The organism is Vibrio inusitatus (assembly GCA_024346935.1).
Lineage (GTDB): Bacteria > Pseudomonadota > Gammaproteobacteria > Enterobacterales > Vibrionaceae > Vibrio > Vibrio inusitatus.
The window spans coordinates 1,369,194-1,389,224 of the sequence record AP024878.1; the positions used below are offsets into that span (position 1 = coordinate 1,369,194).

Genomic DNA, 20,031 nt, shown 5'->3' on the forward strand with positions numbered 1-20,031 from the left:
GTCTATGAGTAGCTTCTAAGTTCTAGCACGTAAAAACTATTTTTGAGCCGTTCTTGATATCAATCAATCAACGGCTTTTCTATAGCTGTCATTTATCCGACTAACTATAAAGTAGTAGTAATTATTAGAACAAAGGCATCTTAGAATGACAAAGAATAATCAAGAGTCAGGTGTAATGAACCTTACTCGAAGAGGCTTCATTAAAGCGTCTTCAGCAGTAGGGGGTGTCGCAGCGTTGGCTAGTGGTATCAGCCTTCCATTTAAATCCAGCCCAGTATCAGCTGCTGTCAAACAAAGTTCTGATGAAAAAGTGGTATGGAGTGCATGTACAGTAAACTGTGGCTCGCGCTGTCCATTGCGTATGCACGTACAAGATGGTGAAATCAAATACGTTGAAACAGATAATACAGGCAGTGATGTATACGGCGAGAGTACGCAAGTGCGCGCTTGTTTGCGTGGTCGTTCAATGCGTCGTCGCGTATACAACCCTGACCGTTTGAAATATCCAATGAAACGCGTAGGTAAACGTGGTGAGGGTAAATTTAAGCGCATTACATGGGAAGAAGCCTACGATGAAGTCGCCGGTACAATGCAGCGCCTTATCAAAGATTACGGTAATGATTCAATCTACCTAAACTATGGTACCGGTACCTTAGGTGGCACAGTGACTAAGTCGTGGCCACCAGCGCAAACGCTCATTGCTCGCTTGATGAACCTTTCTGGTGGTTACTTAAACCACTATGGTGACTATTCTACTGCGCAGATTGCCAAGGGCCTTAGTTACACCTACGGCGGTTGGGCAAACAATAACTCTTTTTCTGATTTGGCAAACACGAAACTGAATGTTCAGTTTGGTAACAACCCGGCAGAGACTCGTATGTCAGGTGGAGGTTTAATCCATCACTACGTTGAGAGCAAAAATAAATCTAACGCCAAAACCATCATCATTGATCCAAGATACACTGACACTGCAGGTGGCCGTGAAGATCAATGGATTCCGATTCGCCCATCAACCGATGCTGCTTTGGTTGCAGGTGTCGCTTATGTGATGATCACCGAAGATTTAGTAGACCAAGCGTTCTTGGACAAATACTGCGTGGGCTTTGACGAGAAGACATTGCCTGCTTCAGCGCCTAAGAACAGTGACTACAAATCTTACATCCTAGGTAATGACCAAGACGGTATTGTAAAAACGCCTGAGTGGGCATCTAAGATCACCGGTATTCCTGTTGACACCATCGTTAAACTAGCTCGTGAAATGGGAACAAATAAACCCTGTGCTATTCACCAAGGCTGGGGATTACAGCGTACAGCAAATGGTGAGTTAGCTTGCCGTGCTATTGCGATGCTTTCTTTACTAACGGGCTCTGTGGGTGTTGCGGGCGGTTCGACGGGTGCACGAGAGAGTGACATTAATATCCCGTTCGTACGTTTCCCTACGGTACCAAATCCGGTTAGCGCCTCTATCTCTATGTTCTTATGGACAGATGCTATTTATCGTCATGAAGAAATGACAGATAAGACTGATGGTGTGCGTGGCGTAGAGCGTTTACAAAATCCAATCAAAATGATCTGGAACTATGCTGGTAACTGCTTGATTAATCAGCACTCTGATATCAACCGTACACACGATATTCTACAAGACGATAAAGCATGTGAAATGATTGTGGTAATTGATAACCATATGACTTCATCTGCAAAATACGCGGATATTATTCTTCCCGATTTAACTACGTCAGAGCAAGATGACTGGGCGATGGACGGTAAAGCGGCAAATGCGCCGTATTTTATCTATGCGCAAAAAGCGATTGAGCCACAGTTTGAAGCTAAGAGTATCTACGAAATGTGTTCGCAACTCGCGAAGCGCATGGGAGTAGAACAAGAGTTTACTGAAGGGCGCACTCAAGAGCAGTGGGTAGAGCACTTATATGCTGAAACTCGTAAACAAGATCCAACGCTACCTACCTTTGAAGAGATGAAAGACATCGGTATCTATAAGCGTCAGTACAATCATGATTACATTGCTTATGAAGACTTCCGTAAAGATCCACAAGCAAACCCACTTAATACACCAAGTGGGAAGATTGAGATCTACTCAGAAGCGCTTGCTGAAATAGCGGCAACTTGGGAGCTAAAAGAAGGGGATGTTATTCACCCGCTTCCTATCTACGCTGATGTATTTGAAGGGCACAATGACCCGAAAATTGCTACCTATCCATTGCAGTTGACAGGTTTCCACTACAAGGCAAGAACACACTCAACCTATGGTAATGTTGCGTTGTTAAAAGCAGCGGCTCCTCAAGAAATTTGGATTAACCCAATTGATGCAGAGGAACGTGGAATTAAGAATGGCGACATGGTCAGTATTTTCAACGACCGTGGTGAAGTGCATATTGCGGCTAAGGTTACGCCTCGAATTCTGCCTCGCGTTGTTGCGTTAGGCGAGGGCGCTTGGTATGCCCCTGACGGTCAAAAGATTGATCATGCGGGCTCTATCAACGTGCTTACAACCCAAAGACCAAGTCCATTGGCTAAGGGTAATCCGCAACATACGAATCTCGTTCAAATCAAAGCACTGAACAAAGCATAAGGTAGGAAGTAATGAAACAATACGGCTTTTACATAGACTCAAGTAAATGCACAGGTTGTAAGACTTGCCAACTTGCTTGTAAAGATTATCGAGACCTAGATGTTAAGAGCAACTACCGTCGGATTTATGAGTATGCAGGTGGTGGTTTTGTTCAAGACGGTGATACCTGGATACAGAAAGATGTGTTCTCTTACTATCTTTCTATCGCTTGCAACCATTGTACCAATCCAGCCTGCGTTAAGGTGTGCCCATCTGGTGCAATGCACAAGCGTGATGAAGACGGTTTAGTCGTGGTAAATGAAGATGTCTGCATTGGTTGCCAACATTGTGCGAACGCTTGTCCATACGGCGCGCCACAGTACAACGCGAAAAAAGGTCATATGACTAAGTGCGATGGTTGTTATGAACGTGTGGGGCAAGGGATGCAACCTATGTGTGTTGAGTCTTGTCCTCTTCGCGCATTGGAGTTTGGTGAGATTAATATTCTTCGTGAGAAATATGGTGCAAATGCCGATGTGGCACCTTTACCATCGTCAACACAAACCCTACCAAACATCGTTATCAAGCTTAACAAGAATGCGAAAGCAACCGGTGATACTAGCGGTTTCCTAGCTAACCCTAAGGAGGTGTAAGATGATTTTCCACGAATGGTCTTTGATCTTTTTTACCGTTCTTGCACAGACTGCTGTGGGCGGATATCTGCTAGTCAGTGCGCGTGCTCTAGCTAAAGGTTATGACGAAGAGAAGATAAACAGCTACAAAGTGCCAATGTTTTTCCTTTGGGCGATAATGGGGATTGGCTTTCTGTTCTCTACCACGCATCTTGGTTCTCCATTAAGAGCATTTAATGCATTTAATATGCTTGGCTCAGCGTGGCTATCAAATGAAGTCTTTTTCGGCGCAGCATTCTTTGCTGTAGGTGGTCTGCAATGGCTGCTTTCTGTGCTGAAAAAAGGTGGCGTTGGTGTTCAGAAACTGCTGATGCTAGTTGCTATGGCTTTGGGTGTTATTTTCATGTATTCGATGATCAGTGTATACATGATTGATACTGTACCGACTTGGAACAACATCTATACGCCAATGAGCTTTGTGATGACTATGGTTGTCACGGGTTTGCTGTTCTCACAGTGGGTTATTGTCTTTGCTAATGACAGTCGGTTCACGGTAGATCGTAACATTGCGATCCTTGCGGTTATTGCCATTGGTATTAGCTTGCTGGCAACAGTAGGTAAGATGACCCTAATTGGTGATATTCAATCGTCAGTAGTGAAGGCTTCAGAATTAGTAGAGGGCTTAGGCTTCTACTTGATATTGCAGGTTGCACTGCTGGTGTTTGGCTTGCTGATTTGGATTATGCCATTAATCAATAAAGCGTCAGTAAACCCAATTAACCTTGGCGTTGCTCTGGTACTCATCTGGATCTCAGAGCTAATCGGCCGTGGTCTATTTTACAGCTTGCACATGACCACAGGTCTTTAGTGGTCACTGAACGGTCAAAGCTAAAAGCTAAAACCTGACAGTCTGACTTGAATACACCACATCATCATGCCCATCATTGCTGAGTGCTTTTATCGGCAATGGTTGGGTTTATGAGATCCCCGATAACAGCACTCGGGGATGACAGGGGCGACCACTTGGCGATGGCAGGGGCGATCCCTTGGGGATGATAGGAGCGACATAGGTGCTCGGAGTGTTTAAGAGTTAGATTGACAGCTATAGGCTAAAAAAGTGAGTGCGCGAGTTATTCGGCACTCACTTTTTTTACGCGTAGTTTAGGAGTTTTGTCCTTGGCCTCCTCTTTTACGACCTCCATCGCAAGGTTGATTTTGACACTCTGTTTGGTCGATATAGCCGTCACCATTTGTATCTAGAGAATCAAAGGTTGCCGCTTTTGAGACGTTTTTCATTTGTCTCCCTTCGCTCGCACGCTGCTCCATGCGCTCTGCTCTAAAGGTGTTGAACTCTTCGGCACTTACTTTATCGTCACTATTGGTATCCATTGCAGTAAAGTTTGGCATTGGACTGGCGCTTTGTACTCCTCGACCTTGGTCTGCCGCATTAACACCAAGTGCAATGGATAAGCCGAGAATCGCTAGGACTGATAGTGCTAATTTGCTTTTCATGATCGTGTCCTCGTTTGTTTTTACACCTTAAACATAGGACTCTGAATGAACATTAGTGTAAGCTAATGTAAAGTAATGCAAAGACACAGTTTCCATCTGACGTTAGATTATCCTCGATGGTCTAACTCACTGATTTCAGAGATAATTTGATATTGTTCTTGTTTTGGTACCTTAATCTTAATTGTCGAACCTTGTTTCGTTTGTTGTGGTCGCAGATAGGTGTCTGCCATACGTTTTATAGAACGAAACGCAGCGTGTTCTTCACTAGCCAGTAAGTTACCTTGCAGATCATAAACATCAATCTTGAGATCAGCTTTTATAACGGGTTGCAGACCATTGTTAGTGATTTCACTTTCAACGACTAAATGACCGTCAATCCACTGAGGCTTCGCAAGGTCTATCTCTACACCTGAGTGCTCCACCACGATTTTGGTCTTGTCACTACCAACAATTATTATGCTGGCACCAGTAATTATTGGAGTAGAGGCGGCAATAGAAGCATTGGTTAACGGTGTGGTAGGGGTTTCGTTCTCCGGTGTTGAAACCACAGAAGCGTGCTCTGTTACTCCTTCATTTGCAGAGGAATCTAGGTACTGCCAAGTAAAGTCGTCGTTGAGTACAGCTTGTCGACCATCCTCTAAATGAACGATCTGTTGACCAGCAAAAACGTTGCTGATAAATACTAAACCGAGAAAAGAACTCCAGCGGTATAACTTCATTTAGACATCCTAAGGTGTGTAGAACTTCAAAGTTGAAATCGGCTGTTCCATTTTAGCAGTACATTGCTAGTTGCATAGAAAGGATGGAAACAAAAAAGCCTAACGGTTAAGTTAGACTGTAGCTAATGAAAGGTCGATTCAGCTTCTTTTATTATCTAGAAAGAGGTGCCTCATCGGATTGTTGTTCAATTGAGATAACGATGGCTTTGGTATAGGTCATCACTACTTGATCGCCAACAGAGACATTGTTTAAGTTTTCTGGGTATTCTACGGGTAGAGTCAGTTCACCACCGTGGGGTTGTTTTAAGGTGACGGTATCTAATGTGGTGTCAATGGCCAAAATATCTGATACGACCTGGATTTGCTCCATTGCATCAACACTTTCTCGAGCCTGATCTAGATCTCCAGAGGTTTGAATACGTGTTTCTCCATCTTGAATTTGTACATGCACTGCGACCGATTCGGTATATTCAGTTGTCACAAAGTCCCCAACCTTTATATCATCAAAGCGTTTGACTTCAGGTGTTACATATAACACGACAATACGGTTTTGATTTTCAATAGTGACCGATCGTTCTTCGTAATCGATATCAATAACAGCGGCTGTAGTAGTGATGGTATTGGATTCAAGGACACGTGATTCAAGCACAGTGTCCCCTTTTTGTGGGGCCGTGCTACAAGCTGATAATAAGAAAGTTAAAGCGATGATGGAATAGTGTTTGTTCATGATTTCTCCAGAGACGCACGACTGAAAAGTTCATCTTGTCAGTGTAGGCATGCGTATTGTTAGTGCTTTTCAAGTAAAGCTTATTTAATTCAGAGCCAAATAGACTCTCTGTAAGGCGCGACAATTTATCGTTAAATATACAACAGCCTATTAAGTAGTTAGGCTGTTGTGAGTGGCTATTTCGTTTTGCTTACTGAAGAACTTCGGATTCAGGGAAGTATTCAGCCCAAATCCCAAAATGGAATCCGTTGTGGGTCGGTACTTGTTGGCTTGTTTTTGCATTTACCAAGCGGACGATATTCCCATCAGATTCAATTTCAAGTGTTTCGTTGCCCAAATCGAATTGATAACCATCGTTATCACGCGCAAATTCAGGATGAATTGCAATTTGTTGCCCTTGACCGTTATCGTATCCAAAGATCTCTGTTTTAGGGTTCATGCGTTGATCTGTCAGTGCCAGTGTCGGGAAGATAAACTTCTCATTTTCTAGATCACGTTGGTCAATGAGGGGCTGCTCAAACAGATCTAGTAGCAATCCATCAATCATACGATCCATACCGTATAGGTAGACCTTCGCATCAGGGTATAGCGCCTTAGCTTCTTCCCAATCCATCATGGTGTTAGGGATAACAGTAGGGCTGTGTTCAGTAAACTCAGATTGCATGGTCGCTTGCTGAATAGCGGTGCCGTTGTTCACATCTTTAAATACTAAGTTGTTGTGAGTTTGACCTAATACTTGTAAGTCAGCTTCTCCCAAACCGTAGTCTGTCTCTACAACCATAGGTAGGTTAGATAGACCGCAATAAGTGATTGCGTAGTCAGTGTCTTCATGTTTCCAACCTGCCACATGAGGTACTTGGATATGATAGCGAGGGAAGATTCGCACTTCATCACCCTGTTCTACGACATAGACACGTTGATCTTCCGCTGGGATTTTCTCTTCTGCTTCCTCAATAGAATAATATGCAGCATTAAATTGCTCGGTAGGGAATGCCGTTGGCATCGCATGGGATTCTGCCCAGAAAGTGATGAAGACGCCGATAGTAGCGAGCGACATCAATTTTCGGTTCCACATTCTCCACTTTTCACTGAGAACCCATAGGCCAACTAAGGCTATCGTTTGTAGGGTAACAAATAGATAAAAGTTGTTGTAATAACCTAAAACCCAGTCTCTTGGTACTGCCAAAGACTGACCCGGTTCGGTCATTAATACGGCACAAAATACAGCTATAGAAGCGAGTGTCGCAGCGTATACATTAAAGATTACTTTTTTCATGGAAGTCTCTCTTAGTTAATTATGTTTGCGTCCTGCACTTTATGTTGCACCCTCAACAATATGCTCACTATAAACACTTTATGTTGCATATGCAACATAAAGTGTTCGAGAACTAAACAAAAATAGATCTCTGTTTTACCGGAGAGAAATTCCATTTAGGAGTTAATAGCGCATAGGGCATTCATGTTTACTGGTGTTAGCGGAAAGACTTTCGTTTGTAACTTTGCTAATGTTGTAGAAACAACAATAAAAAGAATGTTGATGACTTTCTTTTAGAAATGAGAACTTACTATGCCAACGGACACTATTTTTGCAAAAGATCTACGCCGAATGTCGGTTCTAGAAAACAGTCCATTGTTCCTGATGACCGTGCTGACTAGGCTTCACAGAAATTTAGTTCATGGGAGGTTGCGTGTGCATGCCGACATCACTCTGGAGATGTTATTGGCCATGTATATTATTTTTGAAAATCAACCGATTAAGCAACAAAGCGTAGCGGACTACCTAATGTACGATAGAAGCACCGCAAAACGCACGGTAGACAATATGGTTAAGCGTGGGTGGGTAAAAACCATGAAAGATGACAATAATCAAAAAACTAAGCTACTTGCTCTGACTGACAGTGGAGAGGAGATCAGACAGGTGTGCAGTAAAGTCGTTATTGAAACTCGAACAGAGTTTATGGGTTGCTTGACTGAAGAAGAGAATAAAGAGTTAACTCGTTTGTGTACAAAAGCCTTACTTGCCCATCATAAATAATGCCGCATGTAGGCAGGAGAGTAGGCCAACCGTGATGCCAATCTAATAAAGAACATGCTTGCCAGCGATTAGTTTTGCTTTTCGATTGAGATAACTTCTTTAGTGTTAACCCCTGATTAATTAGAGAAAACGACAATTAGGTATCGATGGAATATTCACTTCAAAGGTTATCCCCATGGGCCATCACACTAAAGGCAATTAGTTTTCATAAGAAGTGTGACGGGTGATTTGCGATAATTATAACAAGGCGTTAAGCTTGTTTTTCTTAACCAATTGAGATCTCAGCATTTCGAAATGACCAAATTAAGTGATATCCCGCTATTTACAACAAATATCTTTAAACCGGTGCTTTCATCTTGTATTGGCTAGGGTTACTCCAACTATGAACTATCTGCTAATCGCTATTAGTGCACTGTTTCCTACCTATTTATTCTTTAGTTTTCAAATTTTGGATAAAACAAACTTTCTTTTGGAGTCTGCTTCTTTAATTTTGCTGGCTACGATATATGTGTTTGGCAGAACCACACTTGAATACACAGTAAAGTTGGGTCTGCTGTCATTAATGGTTTGCAAATCGTATGAGTTTTTAGAAGAGGTTTATCAATTTCAAACGGTCATCAATAGTAATGCAATGGTGGATATGCTTGTCGGTGATGTACTGTCTTTACTTGGACTAGCGCTTATCGCTTATGGTATTCACAATATGTTTCGCAGGCAAAGGAGAATGGCTGAAATAGAACCATTAACGAATACCTTTAATAAACGAGCTATTGAGCAGTTGTCTAAAAAGGAATTAGAGCGGTCATTGCGATATATGACAGAAACATCAATGATCCTAGTGGATATTGACCATTTTAAACAAGTGAATGATATTTTTGGACATCAGATTGGTGACCGAGTCCTAGTCATCGTTGCTGAGCATTTGCGTAAGCAGACCCGCGGCTATGACTTATTGGCTCGCTGGGGGGGGGATGAGTTTATTATTCTGTGCCCGAGTACTTCACAATCAGAAGTTAAAGAAGTAATGACGAGGTTACAAAAAGCCTTATCATTGCCGATGGAAAACGCACCTTTTGATGTCACCCTCAGTATCGGTGGTACAACAGTCCCACCTTTGGCTGAAAATCAATTCGAGCGATTATTCTCTCAAGCAGACAAAGCGTTATACAAAGTGAAAAATAATGGACGTAATAACCGATGCCATTTTCATGATCTTTCATTTGATGTATAAGCGACTCTAATAAATGTGTCTATTCGTTAGATGAAAATACAGGTTTATTTTAAAAAAGCACCAAAGGGCACCTAAAACTAGGCGCCCTCTACTTACCAGATTACAAGTAACGAGTTCGTAAATGCTGTTCAAAATGAATAGGGTTGAGCGTATCGCCAGTGGCTTGCTTAACGAGCTCATCGGTGGTTAGCAAGCTTCCTTTGCTCCAAATGTTATTTGATAACCAAGTGAATATGGGGGATAGATCTCCGGCATGTAGTGCTCCATCGACATCGACGGTTTGTCTCATAGCAGCCATAAACTGCGCTGCATACATTGCGCCCAGTGTATAACTCGGGAAATACCCAAAAGCACCATCAGTCCAATGAATGTCCTGCATACATCCATTTTTATAATTTCCAGCAGTAGATAACCCTAGGTAAGACTGCATCTTGGTATCCCATAACTCTGGAACATCTTTGTAGCTGATCTTGCCATTAATTAGATCTCGCTCTATCTCAAAGCGAAGGATAACGTGGGCAGGGTAAGTCAGTTCATCAGCATCAACGCGGATAAAGTCCTTCTTTACACGAGTGTATAGTTTATTTAGATTGTTAGGCTCAAATAATGCAGGATCGTGAGAGGTGAATTGCTTAGTCGCCATCTGGCTTAGATGACCAATAAAAGGGGCACTGCGTCCTAACTGCATTTCAAAAAATAGGGACTGGGATTCATGAATCCCCATTGAACGCGCTTCACCGCTCGGATTACCTGAAAGAGTTGAAGGTAAGCCCTGCTCATAGCGAGCATGGCCTGTTTCATGCACAATGCCCATTAGGGACTGCATGAATTCCTTCTCGTCATAGCGTGTGGTTATCCTTACATCCTCTGGCACGCCCCCACAAAAAGGATGGACACTTTCATCAAGGCGACCGTGCTTAAAATCAAACTGCAATAGTTTCATTACCTCAAGACCTAGTGCTTTTTGCTTTGAGGTGTCGAAGGTACCTGTCGACTCAATCATGGCTTCAGCACTCTGTTTGGTAATAACAGTGTCGATTAAGTTTGGAAGCCAAGATTTTACGTCATCAAAGGTCTGGGTAAGGGATTCGCTGTTTGTACCTGGCTCAAAGATATCAAGCATGGCATCGTAGGGGGTGAGACCAGTAGCATCTGAGCGTATCTGCGCCTCTTCTTGAGACAATTCAACCACCAGTTGCCAGTTTTTCGCAAAACCAAGCCAATCATTATTGCCTCTTTGGGTACGCCATGCGTGCTCGCATTTAGAGCCAGCTAAAGACTTAGCCTCTACTAATTTGCTTGGAAGTACGTTGGACATAAGCCAGCTACGCTTCATCTCTCGCAGTATCCCGGTGTCTTGCTTTGATAGGGATTGCTCTGAGGCTTTACCAAACCACTCCTCGAGTTGAGGCTCCGTTTTTAGACTGTGCACATGAACAGATAGCTCAGCCATAGCACGTGAGCGAGCTTTATTGCCTCCACTTGGCATCATCGCCGCCGCATCCCATCCGCAGATAGCCGATAGGTGGTTAAAATTATCAATCTTTTGGAAATGGTCTTTGAGTGATTGAAATGCAGACATATCTCTTCCTTAAGGGTGTTGAATTGGTTTAGACTAGCAAACTTCCTGCTTCCAACCTAGTCAGCAATAGAAAATCCAATGCAGATTAACGACTTATACACTTTTATCGCAGCAATGACCTTATTGACTATTACACCGGGGTTAGACACTGTCTTGGTGATAAGAAACACCAGTCGAGGTGGTAAGTGGGATGGTTACGCTACAAGTTTAGGGATTTGCTTAGGGTTATACCTTCACGCGACTTGGTCTGCGATTGGTGTTGCTGCCATTATTAGTCAAAGTCCCGACTTGTTTAATGGTATCAAAATTATAGGTGCAGCTTATTTAATTTATCTAGGCGCGTCTGGGGTTCGTTCGTTACGTCGTGGCGTTAGTGCATTACACATCGACAGCAGTCAACAAGGGGTACCGCGTTACATTTCTCTTAGAGAAGGGTTTTTGTCTAATGTACTAAACCCAAAAACAGCGGTGTTTTATCTCGCATTTCTGCCACAGTTCATCGATCAAAATGGTAACCTGTGGCTTCAATCTATGCTTCTTGCTTCAATACACTTTGTCTTGGCTATGATTTGGCAGTGCGGGCTTGCTAGCATGCTCGATAGGGCCAAAGCATTGCTGGCAAACGGTAAAACAAATTACCGCCTGCAGATGTGTACTAGCGTGGTTCTGGTTGCGTTAGGCGCACAACTCATGATGAGCAGTTTCTAACCTAAAGTGTTAAGGCTGGGGCTTCGCAGGGTAATTGATACTGACGTACTCAGGCTCATCAATACCCATCTCTTGGTTTAGCACTCGAGTTAAGGCAAAAAAGTAATTAACTAGAAGGTTGGCAAATCGAGGTAAAGTCTGGGGAACATTTTTCCCAGATTTTTCTACTAATACCAATTGTCTTACCACCTTTTTTGAAAGGCTGCGGCAATAATGCAACTGTACTACCGGACCTGTCCCTCTTGGCAATACGAAACGCTTTTGATCATCGGCTACGCTGTTTCTAAAGGTATGGTACTCTTTAGTGAGTTGTTCTATATCACTTTCAAATATGCCATTCTTACCCCGAATAGACCCATTGAGATGAAATATGTTTGGTTGCAGTTCTTCTAAAGAGTTACGTATCTGCGTGTTGTCTATTGCGGTAAGAGCTAATCCGACTACGGTGCAAAGTTCATCTGTGAGAATTTCAAAATCACAAAGTGGGCTTTCCTCAAAGATGAATGGATAAGCTAATTCATCGATATTGCCACTGAATTTCATTTAATCGTCCTTTTCGGCTTACAATTAGGCTATGTTTCAATGCGTTAGTAGAGAAACATTGTTACTCTATGTCCCAATCTGATATCTAATCACTGTTATTCGATAAAATCACGGATTACTTCAATTTTCTTTGCTGAGAACCGGAAGATGACTCCAAGTCTATTTAGTATTGCTGGAGTTTGAACGTACAGGGCGAATTAAACTTCGAATAACATAGACTATGGAAAGTACTATGCGCGTCTTTTTGTTACTTGCTTGTTTGTGTGCTCCAACTGCATGGGCGAGTTTCCCGATGACGGTCACTGATGCTAGTGGCACTAAGGTTAATCTTGCTTCAGCACCAACAAAAATCTCATCTAAATCACTATTCAGTGATGAAGTGTTGCTGGATTTGATTAAACCTGAACAGTTCAGCTCAGTCACTAACTTAGTGGATGATGAACACTTCTCTGCAGTGGCAGGAAAAATGCCGATTACGATACCACGTCTCGATCTCAACGTAGAACGGATCTTGGTTAATCAGCCAGACCTTGTCTTCGCTGCAAGTTGGAGTGATGCTGGTCGTGTAGAGCAGCTTCGCTCTGCTGGAATTAAGGTTTTTCTACTACCCACACCATCAACCTATGAAGAAATAAAAGCGCTAATCAAGCTGGTGGGTAAGATGGTGAGTGAGCAAAATAAGGCGGAAGCGATGGTGATGGAAATGGACCGTCGATTGGAAGAAGAGCTAATATTCACTAGTCATCGATATAAGGTGCTTGATTATAACAGTTGGGGTACATCGAGCACGCGTCAATCGACTTGGCAACTCATTGTTGATAAGGCTGGTTTTAAAAACGTAGTCTCTGATTTACAGGCCGATAAATTTGGGCAAACACCTATGTCTAAAGAAATGATGGTGGCGCTAAATCCTGAAGTATTGTTTGTCCCAGGGTGGATTTATGGCGATGAACAGGGCGCTGATAACTTCATGAATCAGGTAATGACAGATCCTGCCCTAAGAAGTATTGATGCCATTAAGCGTGGTTACGTCTACCCAATACCTGAAAATCTGCGTGGCACCTACAGTCAACATATCGTTGAGACCATTTTGTTTGTAAATAAAGCGGTATTAGGAGCGCCAGCTCCATGATTGCAGATTCGAGCCTGCCTAAAATACGTTTGTATAGTTATGGCTCTTTGCTAGTGCTTTTGCTTTCAATTTGGTTTGCATTGACTTTAGGCGCTGTCGATATTGCTTTGTCGGATCTGTTTGCGTTTTTAAAACTTTGGTTGTTCGAAGGACAAGAGTTTGCGAGCGAACAATATCCGACCTTATCAGCGATTGTGGTACATATCCGTTTACCTCGTGTTGTGGCTGCAATTACCGCGGGCAGTGCATTAGCGCTTGCGGGGGCGTGTACGCAAGGTTTATTTAGAAATCCTTTAGCCAGTCCTGATGTTTTAGGTGTGAGTGCTGGTAGTAGTTTTGGTGCGGTAATTGCTATAGCGACTGGACTTTCTTTGTCTAATCCATTGTGGACACCTGTAATAGCAAGTATAGGGGCCTTAGCTTGCGCCATGTTTGTCTATGTACTGGCAAAAAACTCAGGTAATGGTCAAACCCTTTATCTTATTTTAGCGGGATTAGCTCTTTCATCCCTATTAGGCGGTGCGACACTAGGAGTACTTCTGTTTGCTAGACAATACGAGGTGAATCAATTTGTTTTTTGGACGATGGGTGGCTTAGAAGGGCGTTTGTGGCAACATATTGCCTGGCCTTTACCGGTAATCATAGTGGCGTCAGTGTGGCTCTTAAAACACGCAAGTTGGCTCAACACGTTATCTATCGGTGATGAAGCGGCTCATGGATTGGGAATGAACGTACAAAGAAGTCGTTTTACCTTATTGCTTTGTGCGTCGTTACTTACCGCTATGTCTATTGCCATAGCTGGACCCATAGGATTTATTGGTTTGATGGTCCCTCATCTTGTTCGAATGTTGACGGGCGCGAACCACATCAGCCTGTTGCCGTTATCCGCTCTAGTAGGGGCCATTCTGTTGTTAGTGTGTGATTTGTTAGGGCGATATGTGATCGCTCCTTATGAGATTAAAGCGGGTATCATCACAGCAGTATTAGGTGGACTCTATTTCCTATGGTTAGTGGTTAGAGTGCAAAAACAAGGTCGTTTATTATGAGTGAATCTCGTCTTGCCACTGTTAAACTATGCTCTCAAATCAACGGTAAGTCGATCTTGTATGGGATTAACTTTGAGGTAAGCGCCGGGGCCTTGATCGGTATTATAGGTCCAAACGGAGCGGGTAAATCGAGCTTGTTGAAGCACTTAAGTGGTTATTTGACCGCATCTTCCGGTGATATCTTGATACAAGGGCGATCGATAGTTGAACTCAATTCGAATGAGCGTGCATCACTGATTAGTTATTTGCCTCAATCTAACCGGGTAGAGTTCCCTTATAAAGTCACAGAATTGGTGTCCCTTGGTTTGGTGAATAATCCGAACCTAAATGTAGAACAAAAGAAAGAAAAAATAGCACAAGTTTTAAAACGACTGAATATAGAGATACTGGCTGACCGAACTGTGGATCAATTGTCTGGTGGTGAACAGCAACTGGTTCATTTAGCGCGTATTTTACTTCAAGACACACCGATTATATTGCTTGATGAACCTAGTGCTAGCCTAGATATTGGTCATGAATCTCAGTTAATGAATATCTTGGACAGTCTGGTAAACGAAGGAAAGACCGTTGTGGTTGCACTTCATAACCTAAATACGGCGGCGGAGTTTTGTGACCGTTTGATGCTATTGCAGAACGGAAAATTGGTAGCGGATGGAATCCCTGAGAAAATACTGACTCAAGAGTTGATTCAGTCTATATATCCATACCAGGTTCAAGTATCGACTAATACGCTGACAGGTAATCCCAATATCCTAGCGGTGAAAAAACAAAGATAACAGGTAGTTTCAGCTTTAAAAAATAGGCCACTATTTTGATAGTGGCCTAAATTGTTTATACCTAATGTGTAGCTACCTTAGAGGGCAGGGGCTTGCTGAAAAACAATTTAGTTTCAGCAATAACCACCTGCCTTAACGCAATCAGACCAATGAGGTTTGGTACAGCCATTAAGCCATTAACGATATCGGCAATAAGCCAAATCATATCCAGCTTCATAAATGCGCCTGAGAAGACCAAGGCAATAAATAGCACCTTATATGGAAGTATCGCTTTGGTACCAAATAGGTAAACCACGCAGCGTTCGCCGTAATAGTTCCAACCCAAAATAGTAGTAAAAGCAAAGAACAGTAAGCCGACAGATACCAAAATAGGGCCAAGCGTATCGGCATTTAGACCAACAGCAAATGCATGAGTAGTCATCATTGCGCCCGCCAGATCCGTTTGCCAAGCACCGGTAATGATTAGCGCTAAACCGGTCATCGTACAAATGATGATGGTATCAAAGAAGGTACCGGTCATGGAGATAAGTCCCTGACGAGCACAAGAATCAGTCTTAGCGGCTGCGGCTGCCATTGGAGCACTTCCCAGTCCAGACTCGTTAGAGAATACGCCTCGAGCAATACCAGATTGGATAGCAAGCATCACACTTGCACCAAAGAAACCGCCGCTCGCCGCTGTTGGCGTAAAGGCAGAAACAATAACCAACTCAATAGCAGACAATATCTGATCGCTATTGTTCACCAGAATCCCCAAGCAGGAAATGATATATATCACTGCCATAGTGGGAACCACCTTTCCTGCGACACGTGAGATGGATTTAATGCCACCCAAGGTAACCATTGCAACTAGCATAGTTAGAATCACCGCTGCGATGGTTCTATCAGCGCCTAAAGTCACCTCTGAGGCATCTAGGATTGCATTGACTTGGGGGAACGTACCAATACCGAATAGCGCTACACCTAATGCGAATACGGCGAACAATGTAGCTAAAAGAGGCGACTTAACACCGTCTCTAAGGTAGTACATCGGACCACCTAACATACCTCCCTTGTCGTCAGTAGTGCGATATTTGACTGCAAGTAGACACTCAGCATATTTGGTCGCCATACCAAATAAAGCTGCGAGCCACATCCAAAAAAGAGCACCCGGGCCGCCCAGTTTAATCGCGGTAGCAACGCCGACAATATTACCTGTACCGATAGTTGCTGAAAGCGCAGTGCACAGTGCGGCAAAGGCTGAAACATCGCCTTTAGATTTGGAGTCTCCGGATTTGGTAAACACCATTTTTAACGCAGTGGGAAGATGTCTGAACTGAATTAGACCTAGACTAAAGGTAAAGTAAACCCCAGTGCCGACCAATAAGATCAGAAGAGGCGGACCCCAGACAAAATTGTCGATGGATTGTAAAACTGAATGTAACGAAGATTGTGAAAATGGCATGTTTTCCCCTTAATAAACAACATATAAGGAGAAGAGTGAACGCGGATCAATAGAACAAAATTAACAGCAAAATGGTTAAACGCAATTTCACTCCTCTGTCCTTTTGCCTGAGAGTTTCACCCTAAAAGGGCTTGCTCCTTCGGCGGCCGATTGCTACATCAAAGTAGTACGGCTCTCTCCAGAGATTCCTCCAACTGCAGTCCTCACTCGTTTAAACAAGAACGTATAAACAAGAACCTGAAAGATTTACTTCTTCGGTGGACGTAATAAAACGTCACTCTCCTGCAGTTTTCATCGGAACTAGCGCTATAAACGCTAGGTGTGTAAGTAATTTACTTACAGGCCGCTAAATTAACATAAATCATTACGGTTTCAAGGGAATAATAAGAAATTCTTTTGTCCTAGAATAAATAAAACAAAGACTTAACTGATAGACTTAACGTAGAACTGATATAAAACAGATTTCAAGGGGGTAAAATGACACGTTTACTGGCTATCGTTATATTGATTGCCCTAGCTTTTTTGTTTGTTCGGTATAACACTAATGAAAAGCTGCAAAAATGGGTTGTTATAGTGTTATCTGGTGCGTTCGTAGTCTACACTGCGGTTTTGATGATTACTGAATTGGTTCACTGATGGAGAAGTGTGTGATTGATAAGAAAAATGTATCCAGCATGATAGCTCGAACAGGTAACACAAAAACGACGGTTTTAGCCGGCATTGTTTGTTTTGCCCTTGGAGTGGTAGCTGGGAACGCGTTTATGTCACACAATGCCAATCAAGAAATTATTGTAGAAAGAGAAAGTCACCAGAAGATCATTCAGGAACACTCAACCTTAGTTTCTGAGAACAATCAACTTCGCTCTGATTTATCTGATGCAGAGCAAACTCTAACCACAACTAACGAGCGTGAGCAAGAAACTGCACAATCTGTGACTGAATATCAGGATATGTCAGCAAAATTACAGAACGAAAATCAAAAGCTTTCAAATGATCTTAAGCAACTAAAGAAAACACTTGAGAAACAGGAAGTAGCTGTTCAAGAGCTTACTGCAAGCAATGAAGCGCTTGTAGAGCGAACTGAAATACAAAATGAAGTTTTAGAAACGTCTAAAGTTTTTTTTCAAGACCAGCTGCGCCTACAACAGGAAGTCAATGAACTGCACACGCAGAGAGCGAAACTCATTAGCACTCTTAATAGCCTTGTTAAAGAATGTCAGATTTATTTAGATGGCACTAGCTGGGAAGCTAAATCAGACTCATGTGATCGTAAGAAGGTTGCTTCCGATAGACTTAAGAAAATTGATGAGAGTATCGACGCGAAGCAAGCCAAGATTGTGAAAATAGATTTAACTACTGAAGCAATAGGATTGCAGAAAAAATCGCAATAGGGCTTTACCTACCAAAATAAATCAATAGCATAGAGTCCTACTTTCGTTATTGGTAAACCTAATGTCACTCGAACTCTGGCTTTCGCTGTTTGTTATCTGCTTGCTTGGAGCTATGTCTCCAGGCCCAAGCCTTGCTACTGTTACTAAGCATACATTGGCTGGTGGAAGGATCAACGGCCTCGCAGCTGCATGGGCTCACTCTATAGGCATAGGCTTTTATGCTTTCATCACGGTCACTGGCTTAGCGGTTGTACTGCATAAATCAGAAGCGCTATTTTCTACCATTTCACTCTGCGGTGCAGGATACCTTGCGTATTTAGGTTACAAATCTTTGACTGCTACAGATGGCATCGCTAGCACGTTAGAAAAAGGTGAGGCCGTGAGCATAAAACAATCGGCAAAGGAAGGGCTGTTAATTTCGCTTCTTAGCCCGAAAATTGCGCTTTTCTTTATCGCCTTATTTAGTCAGTTTGTCGCGGTAGGAGAGAGTGCTGGAGCAAAAGTAACGGTCGTAATGACCCCTTTAATCGTTGATGGTCTTTGGTACACCTTTATTACCTTGGTACTTTCAAGTCCTATATTCCTGGAAAGACTACGCAATAAGGGCAAGCTTATTGACCAGATCTCTGGTGTCGTGTTGATTGCATTGGCTATTAGGGTGGTATGGCAAAATGCCGAATACTTATAGAGTTGCAAGGGCGCAACAAGCACAACGGACACCACTGCTTAATTTATGGTGCGCTCTTTATCTTTGGCACCATGAACAATGCGTTGATTTAATAAAAAAACCATGTCGAATAGAACTGGAAGATGAAATAGACAACTATCTGAATACACCACAATGCGCTGTGTTCGTTGCAATGCGAGGGGATGTTGTGTGTGGATTCATTGCAGGGCAACTTTATGAGTTGGCTTCGCCGCTAGTGAAAACTGAATTAATAGGCAGTATAGATCAGTGGTATGTCGCTAAAGAGCACAGATCAAATGGGCTAGGGAAAGCTTTGTTTGATCGTATCGAACAAGAGTTCTTAGATTATGGTGCGAAAAGATTGAATGTAGAGGTGTGGGATTTTAATCATAATGCGCTTGAAACCTACAAGAAGAAAGGCTTTCAAACGCATATTCGTTGTATGACCAAAGCACTAGAAAACTAAGCGAGTACAAATTTTTCAATTGCCTTTGCCACACCAGAGTCATTGTTGCTATCGGTAACATAGTCCGCTAAAGATTTGGTTTCTTCATCGGCATTTTGCATAACAACGGCAAGACCAGCATATTTCAACATATCATGATCATTGCCCGCATCACCTATACACATCACTTCATTTTGTTCAATCCCAAGGTGCTTAGCAAGTGCCTTTACGCCTTCACCTTTATTGCTGAGCGGGTTATTAAACTCTAAAAAGAAAGGTGCGCTTCGCACAACAGAGTAATCATTCTTCAGCGTCTGTGGGATATTCTCTACGATAGGTTGTAAGATCTCAACAGGGTCTACCAGCATAGTTTTGACGATTGGATGATCGTCTTCCAACGTATCAAAATCCATTACAGTAACAGTTAGATTGTTAATTTGTGCTTCATGCTGCGTGTAGTGACTATCGCGAGGTGTAATCAGTCCATGGATCTTACTGAACGCATGATAATTACAGCCTTGTTCTTCTGCAAATTTGGCGACACGCTTAGCATCTTTTCCAGAAACTAAACACTCTCGAATGACTTCATCGGTGCCAATATTTTTAATCATTGCAGCGTTGTAACAGAGAACATAGTCCTCGTTACTGTTCATATTCAATTGCTCTAGGCTATCTACCATACCTTGCAAGGGACGACCTGAAGCTAAGACGACAGTTACGCCTTTTTTTCTTGCTTTTGAAATAGCTTGCTTGTTTTGTTCAGAGATAACCTTGTCGGTATTAAGCAGTGTGCCATCCATATCGATAGCGATGAGTTTATACATTGTTTATAACCTACCTAAAAACAAAAATCC

Annotated in this window: 21 protein-coding genes and 1 riboswitch; of the genes, 13 read left to right on the plus strand and 8 right to left on the minus strand. The window is 42.7% G+C overall.

Annotated features, from left to right (window positions below):
- Window positions 1-145: 145 nt before the first annotated feature.
- From OCU48_RS06285 to OCU48_RS06295, 3 genes are read left to right on the plus strand one after another with little or no spacing between them, the layout of a single operon-like run.
- Complete coding sequence (locus OCU48_RS06285) at window positions 146-2,590, plus strand: DmsA/YnfE/YnfF family dimethyl sulfoxide reductase (protein ID WP_141344545.1); 2,445 nt, start codon at window positions 146-148, stop codon at window positions 2,588-2,590.
- Between the two features lie 11 nt (window positions 2,591-2,601).
- A complete protein-coding gene (locus OCU48_RS06290; RefSeq protein ID WP_141344546.1) occupies window positions 2,602-3,222 on the plus strand; it encodes a DMSO/selenate family reductase complex B subunit in 621 nt (206 codons plus the stop codon).
- Window position 3,223: 1 nt separating this feature from the next.
- On the plus strand, window positions 3,224-4,069 hold the full coding sequence (locus tag OCU48_RS06295; protein WP_141344547.1) for a dimethyl sulfoxide reductase anchor subunit family protein: 846 nt from the start codon (window positions 3,224-3,226) through the stop codon (window positions 4,067-4,069).
- Window positions 4,070-4,362: 293 nt separating this feature from the next.
- Here the strand turns inward: OCU48_RS06295 and OCU48_RS06300 are convergent, their stop codons facing one another.
- The 4 genes from OCU48_RS06300 to OCU48_RS06315 all read right to left on the minus strand — a co-directional run bounded on the left by OCU48_RS06300 (window position 4,363) and on the right by OCU48_RS06315 (window position 7,435).
- Window positions 4,363-4,713: an EF-hand domain-containing protein gene (locus tag OCU48_RS06300; RefSeq protein ID WP_141344548.1), complete on the minus strand. Its 351-nt coding sequence runs from the start codon at window positions 4,711-4,713 to the stop codon at window positions 4,363-4,365.
- 107 nt (window positions 4,714-4,820) lie between these two features.
- Window positions 4,821-5,432 (minus strand): DUF3157 family protein, encoded by a 612-nt coding sequence (locus OCU48_RS06305; RefSeq protein ID WP_141344549.1) that lies wholly within the window; start codon window positions 5,430-5,432, stop codon window positions 4,821-4,823.
- Between the two features lie 151 nt (window positions 5,433-5,583).
- A complete protein-coding gene (locus OCU48_RS06310; protein ID WP_244312238.1) occupies window positions 5,584-6,159 on the minus strand; it encodes a hypothetical protein in 576 nt (191 codons plus the stop codon).
- A 190-nt stretch (window positions 6,160-6,349) separates the two neighbouring features.
- Window positions 6,350-7,435: a DUF3179 domain-containing (seleno)protein gene (locus OCU48_RS06315; RefSeq protein WP_141344550.1), complete on the minus strand. Its 1,086-nt coding sequence runs from the start codon at window positions 7,433-7,435 to the stop codon at window positions 6,350-6,352.
- A 291-nt stretch (window positions 7,436-7,726) separates the two neighbouring features.
- Between OCU48_RS06315 and OCU48_RS06320 the strand changes: the two genes are divergently transcribed.
- Window positions 7,727-8,194 carry a MarR family transcriptional regulator gene (locus tag OCU48_RS06320; protein ID WP_141344551.1) on the plus strand — a complete coding sequence of 156 codons (468 nt, stop codon included), beginning with the start codon at window positions 7,727-7,729 and terminating at the stop codon, window positions 8,192-8,194.
- 382 nt (window positions 8,195-8,576) lie between these two features.
- A complete protein-coding gene (locus OCU48_RS06325; protein WP_141344552.1) occupies window positions 8,577-9,425 on the plus strand; it encodes a GGDEF domain-containing protein in 849 nt (282 codons plus the stop codon).
- A gap of 100 nt (window positions 9,426-9,525) precedes the next feature.
- Here the strand turns inward: OCU48_RS06325 and OCU48_RS06330 are convergent, their stop codons facing one another.
- The gene (locus tag OCU48_RS06330) at window positions 9,526-11,007 is read right to left on the minus strand and encodes a carboxypeptidase M32 (protein ID WP_141344553.1); all 1,482 of its coding nucleotides are present in this window, start codon (window positions 11,005-11,007) and stop codon (window positions 9,526-9,528) included.
- A 78-nt stretch (window positions 11,008-11,085) separates the two neighbouring features.
- Between OCU48_RS06330 and OCU48_RS06335 the strand changes: the two genes are divergently transcribed.
- Window positions 11,086-11,715 (plus strand): LysE family translocator, encoded by a 630-nt coding sequence (locus tag OCU48_RS06335; protein ID WP_141344554.1) that lies wholly within the window; start codon window positions 11,086-11,088, stop codon window positions 11,713-11,715.
- A gap of 9 nt (window positions 11,716-11,724) precedes the next feature.
- Here OCU48_RS06335 and OCU48_RS06340 read toward each other — a convergent pair whose 3' ends face one another.
- Window positions 11,725-12,258, minus strand: coding sequence for an ATP:cob(I)alamin adenosyltransferase (locus tag OCU48_RS06340; protein ID WP_141344555.1), 534 nt, complete (start codon window positions 12,256-12,258; stop codon window positions 11,725-11,727).
- Between the two features lie 232 nt (window positions 12,259-12,490).
- Here OCU48_RS06340 and OCU48_RS06345 point away from each other — a divergent pair, with 232 nt between their 5' ends.
- The 3 genes from OCU48_RS06345 to OCU48_RS06355 are packed head-to-tail and all read left to right on the plus strand — an operon-like array spanning window position 12,491 to window position 15,212.
- A complete protein-coding gene (locus OCU48_RS06345; RefSeq protein ID WP_141344556.1) occupies window positions 12,491-13,390 on the plus strand; it encodes an ABC transporter substrate-binding protein in 900 nt (299 codons plus the stop codon).
- The gene (locus tag OCU48_RS06350; protein ID WP_141344557.1) at window positions 13,387-14,436 is read left to right on the plus strand and encodes a FecCD family ABC transporter permease; all 1,050 of its coding nucleotides are present in this window, start codon (window positions 13,387-13,389) and stop codon (window positions 14,434-14,436) included. The genes OCU48_RS06345 and OCU48_RS06350 overlap by 4 nt, the downstream gene beginning before the upstream one ends.
- Window positions 14,433-15,212, plus strand: a complete 780-nt coding sequence (locus OCU48_RS06355) for an ABC transporter ATP-binding protein (RefSeq protein ID WP_141344558.1) — start codon at window positions 14,433-14,435, stop codon at window positions 15,210-15,212. The genes OCU48_RS06350 and OCU48_RS06355 overlap by 4 nt, the downstream gene beginning before the upstream one ends.
- A gap of 61 nt (window positions 15,213-15,273) precedes the next feature.
- Here OCU48_RS06355 and OCU48_RS06360 read toward each other — a convergent pair whose 3' ends face one another.
- Window positions 15,274-16,653, minus strand: a complete 1,380-nt coding sequence (locus tag OCU48_RS06360; RefSeq protein ID WP_141344559.1) for an alanine/glycine:cation symporter family protein — start codon at window positions 16,651-16,653, stop codon at window positions 15,274-15,276.
- Window positions 16,654-16,738: 85 nt separating this feature from the next.
- A riboswitch (glycine riboswitch) is annotated at window positions 16,739-16,845 on the minus strand.
- A 285-nt stretch (window positions 16,846-17,130) separates the two neighbouring features.
- On the opposite strand from OCU48_RS06360, the gene OCU48_RS06365 reads away from it, so the two are divergent.
- The 4 genes from OCU48_RS06365 (at window position 17,131) to OCU48_RS06380 (ending at window position 19,198) form a co-directional block, all read left to right on the plus strand.
- Window positions 17,131-17,289: a hypothetical protein gene (locus OCU48_RS06365; protein WP_167496159.1), complete on the plus strand. Its 159-nt coding sequence runs from the start codon at window positions 17,131-17,133 to the stop codon at window positions 17,287-17,289.
- A gap of 11 nt (window positions 17,290-17,300) precedes the next feature.
- On the plus strand, window positions 17,301-18,044 hold the full coding sequence (locus OCU48_RS06370; RefSeq protein ID WP_244312240.1) for a hypothetical protein: 744 nt from the start codon (window positions 17,301-17,303) through the stop codon (window positions 18,042-18,044).
- 61 nt (window positions 18,045-18,105) lie between these two features.
- Complete coding sequence (locus OCU48_RS06375; RefSeq protein ID WP_141344561.1) at window positions 18,106-18,732, plus strand: LysE family translocator; 627 nt, start codon at window positions 18,106-18,108, stop codon at window positions 18,730-18,732.
- Window positions 18,716-19,198, plus strand: a complete 483-nt coding sequence (locus OCU48_RS06380; protein ID WP_141344562.1) for a GNAT family N-acetyltransferase — start codon at window positions 18,716-18,718, stop codon at window positions 19,196-19,198. The genes OCU48_RS06375 and OCU48_RS06380 overlap by 17 nt, the downstream gene beginning before the upstream one ends.
- Here the strand turns inward: OCU48_RS06380 and OCU48_RS06385 are convergent.
- The gene (locus OCU48_RS06385; RefSeq protein ID WP_141344563.1) at window positions 19,195-20,001 is read right to left on the minus strand and encodes a Cof-type HAD-IIB family hydrolase; all 807 of its coding nucleotides are present in this window, start codon (window positions 19,999-20,001) and stop codon (window positions 19,195-19,197) included. The two genes, OCU48_RS06380 and OCU48_RS06385, sit on opposite strands and share 4 nt — an antisense overlap.
- Between the last annotated feature and the right edge of the window lie 30 nt (window positions 20,002-20,031).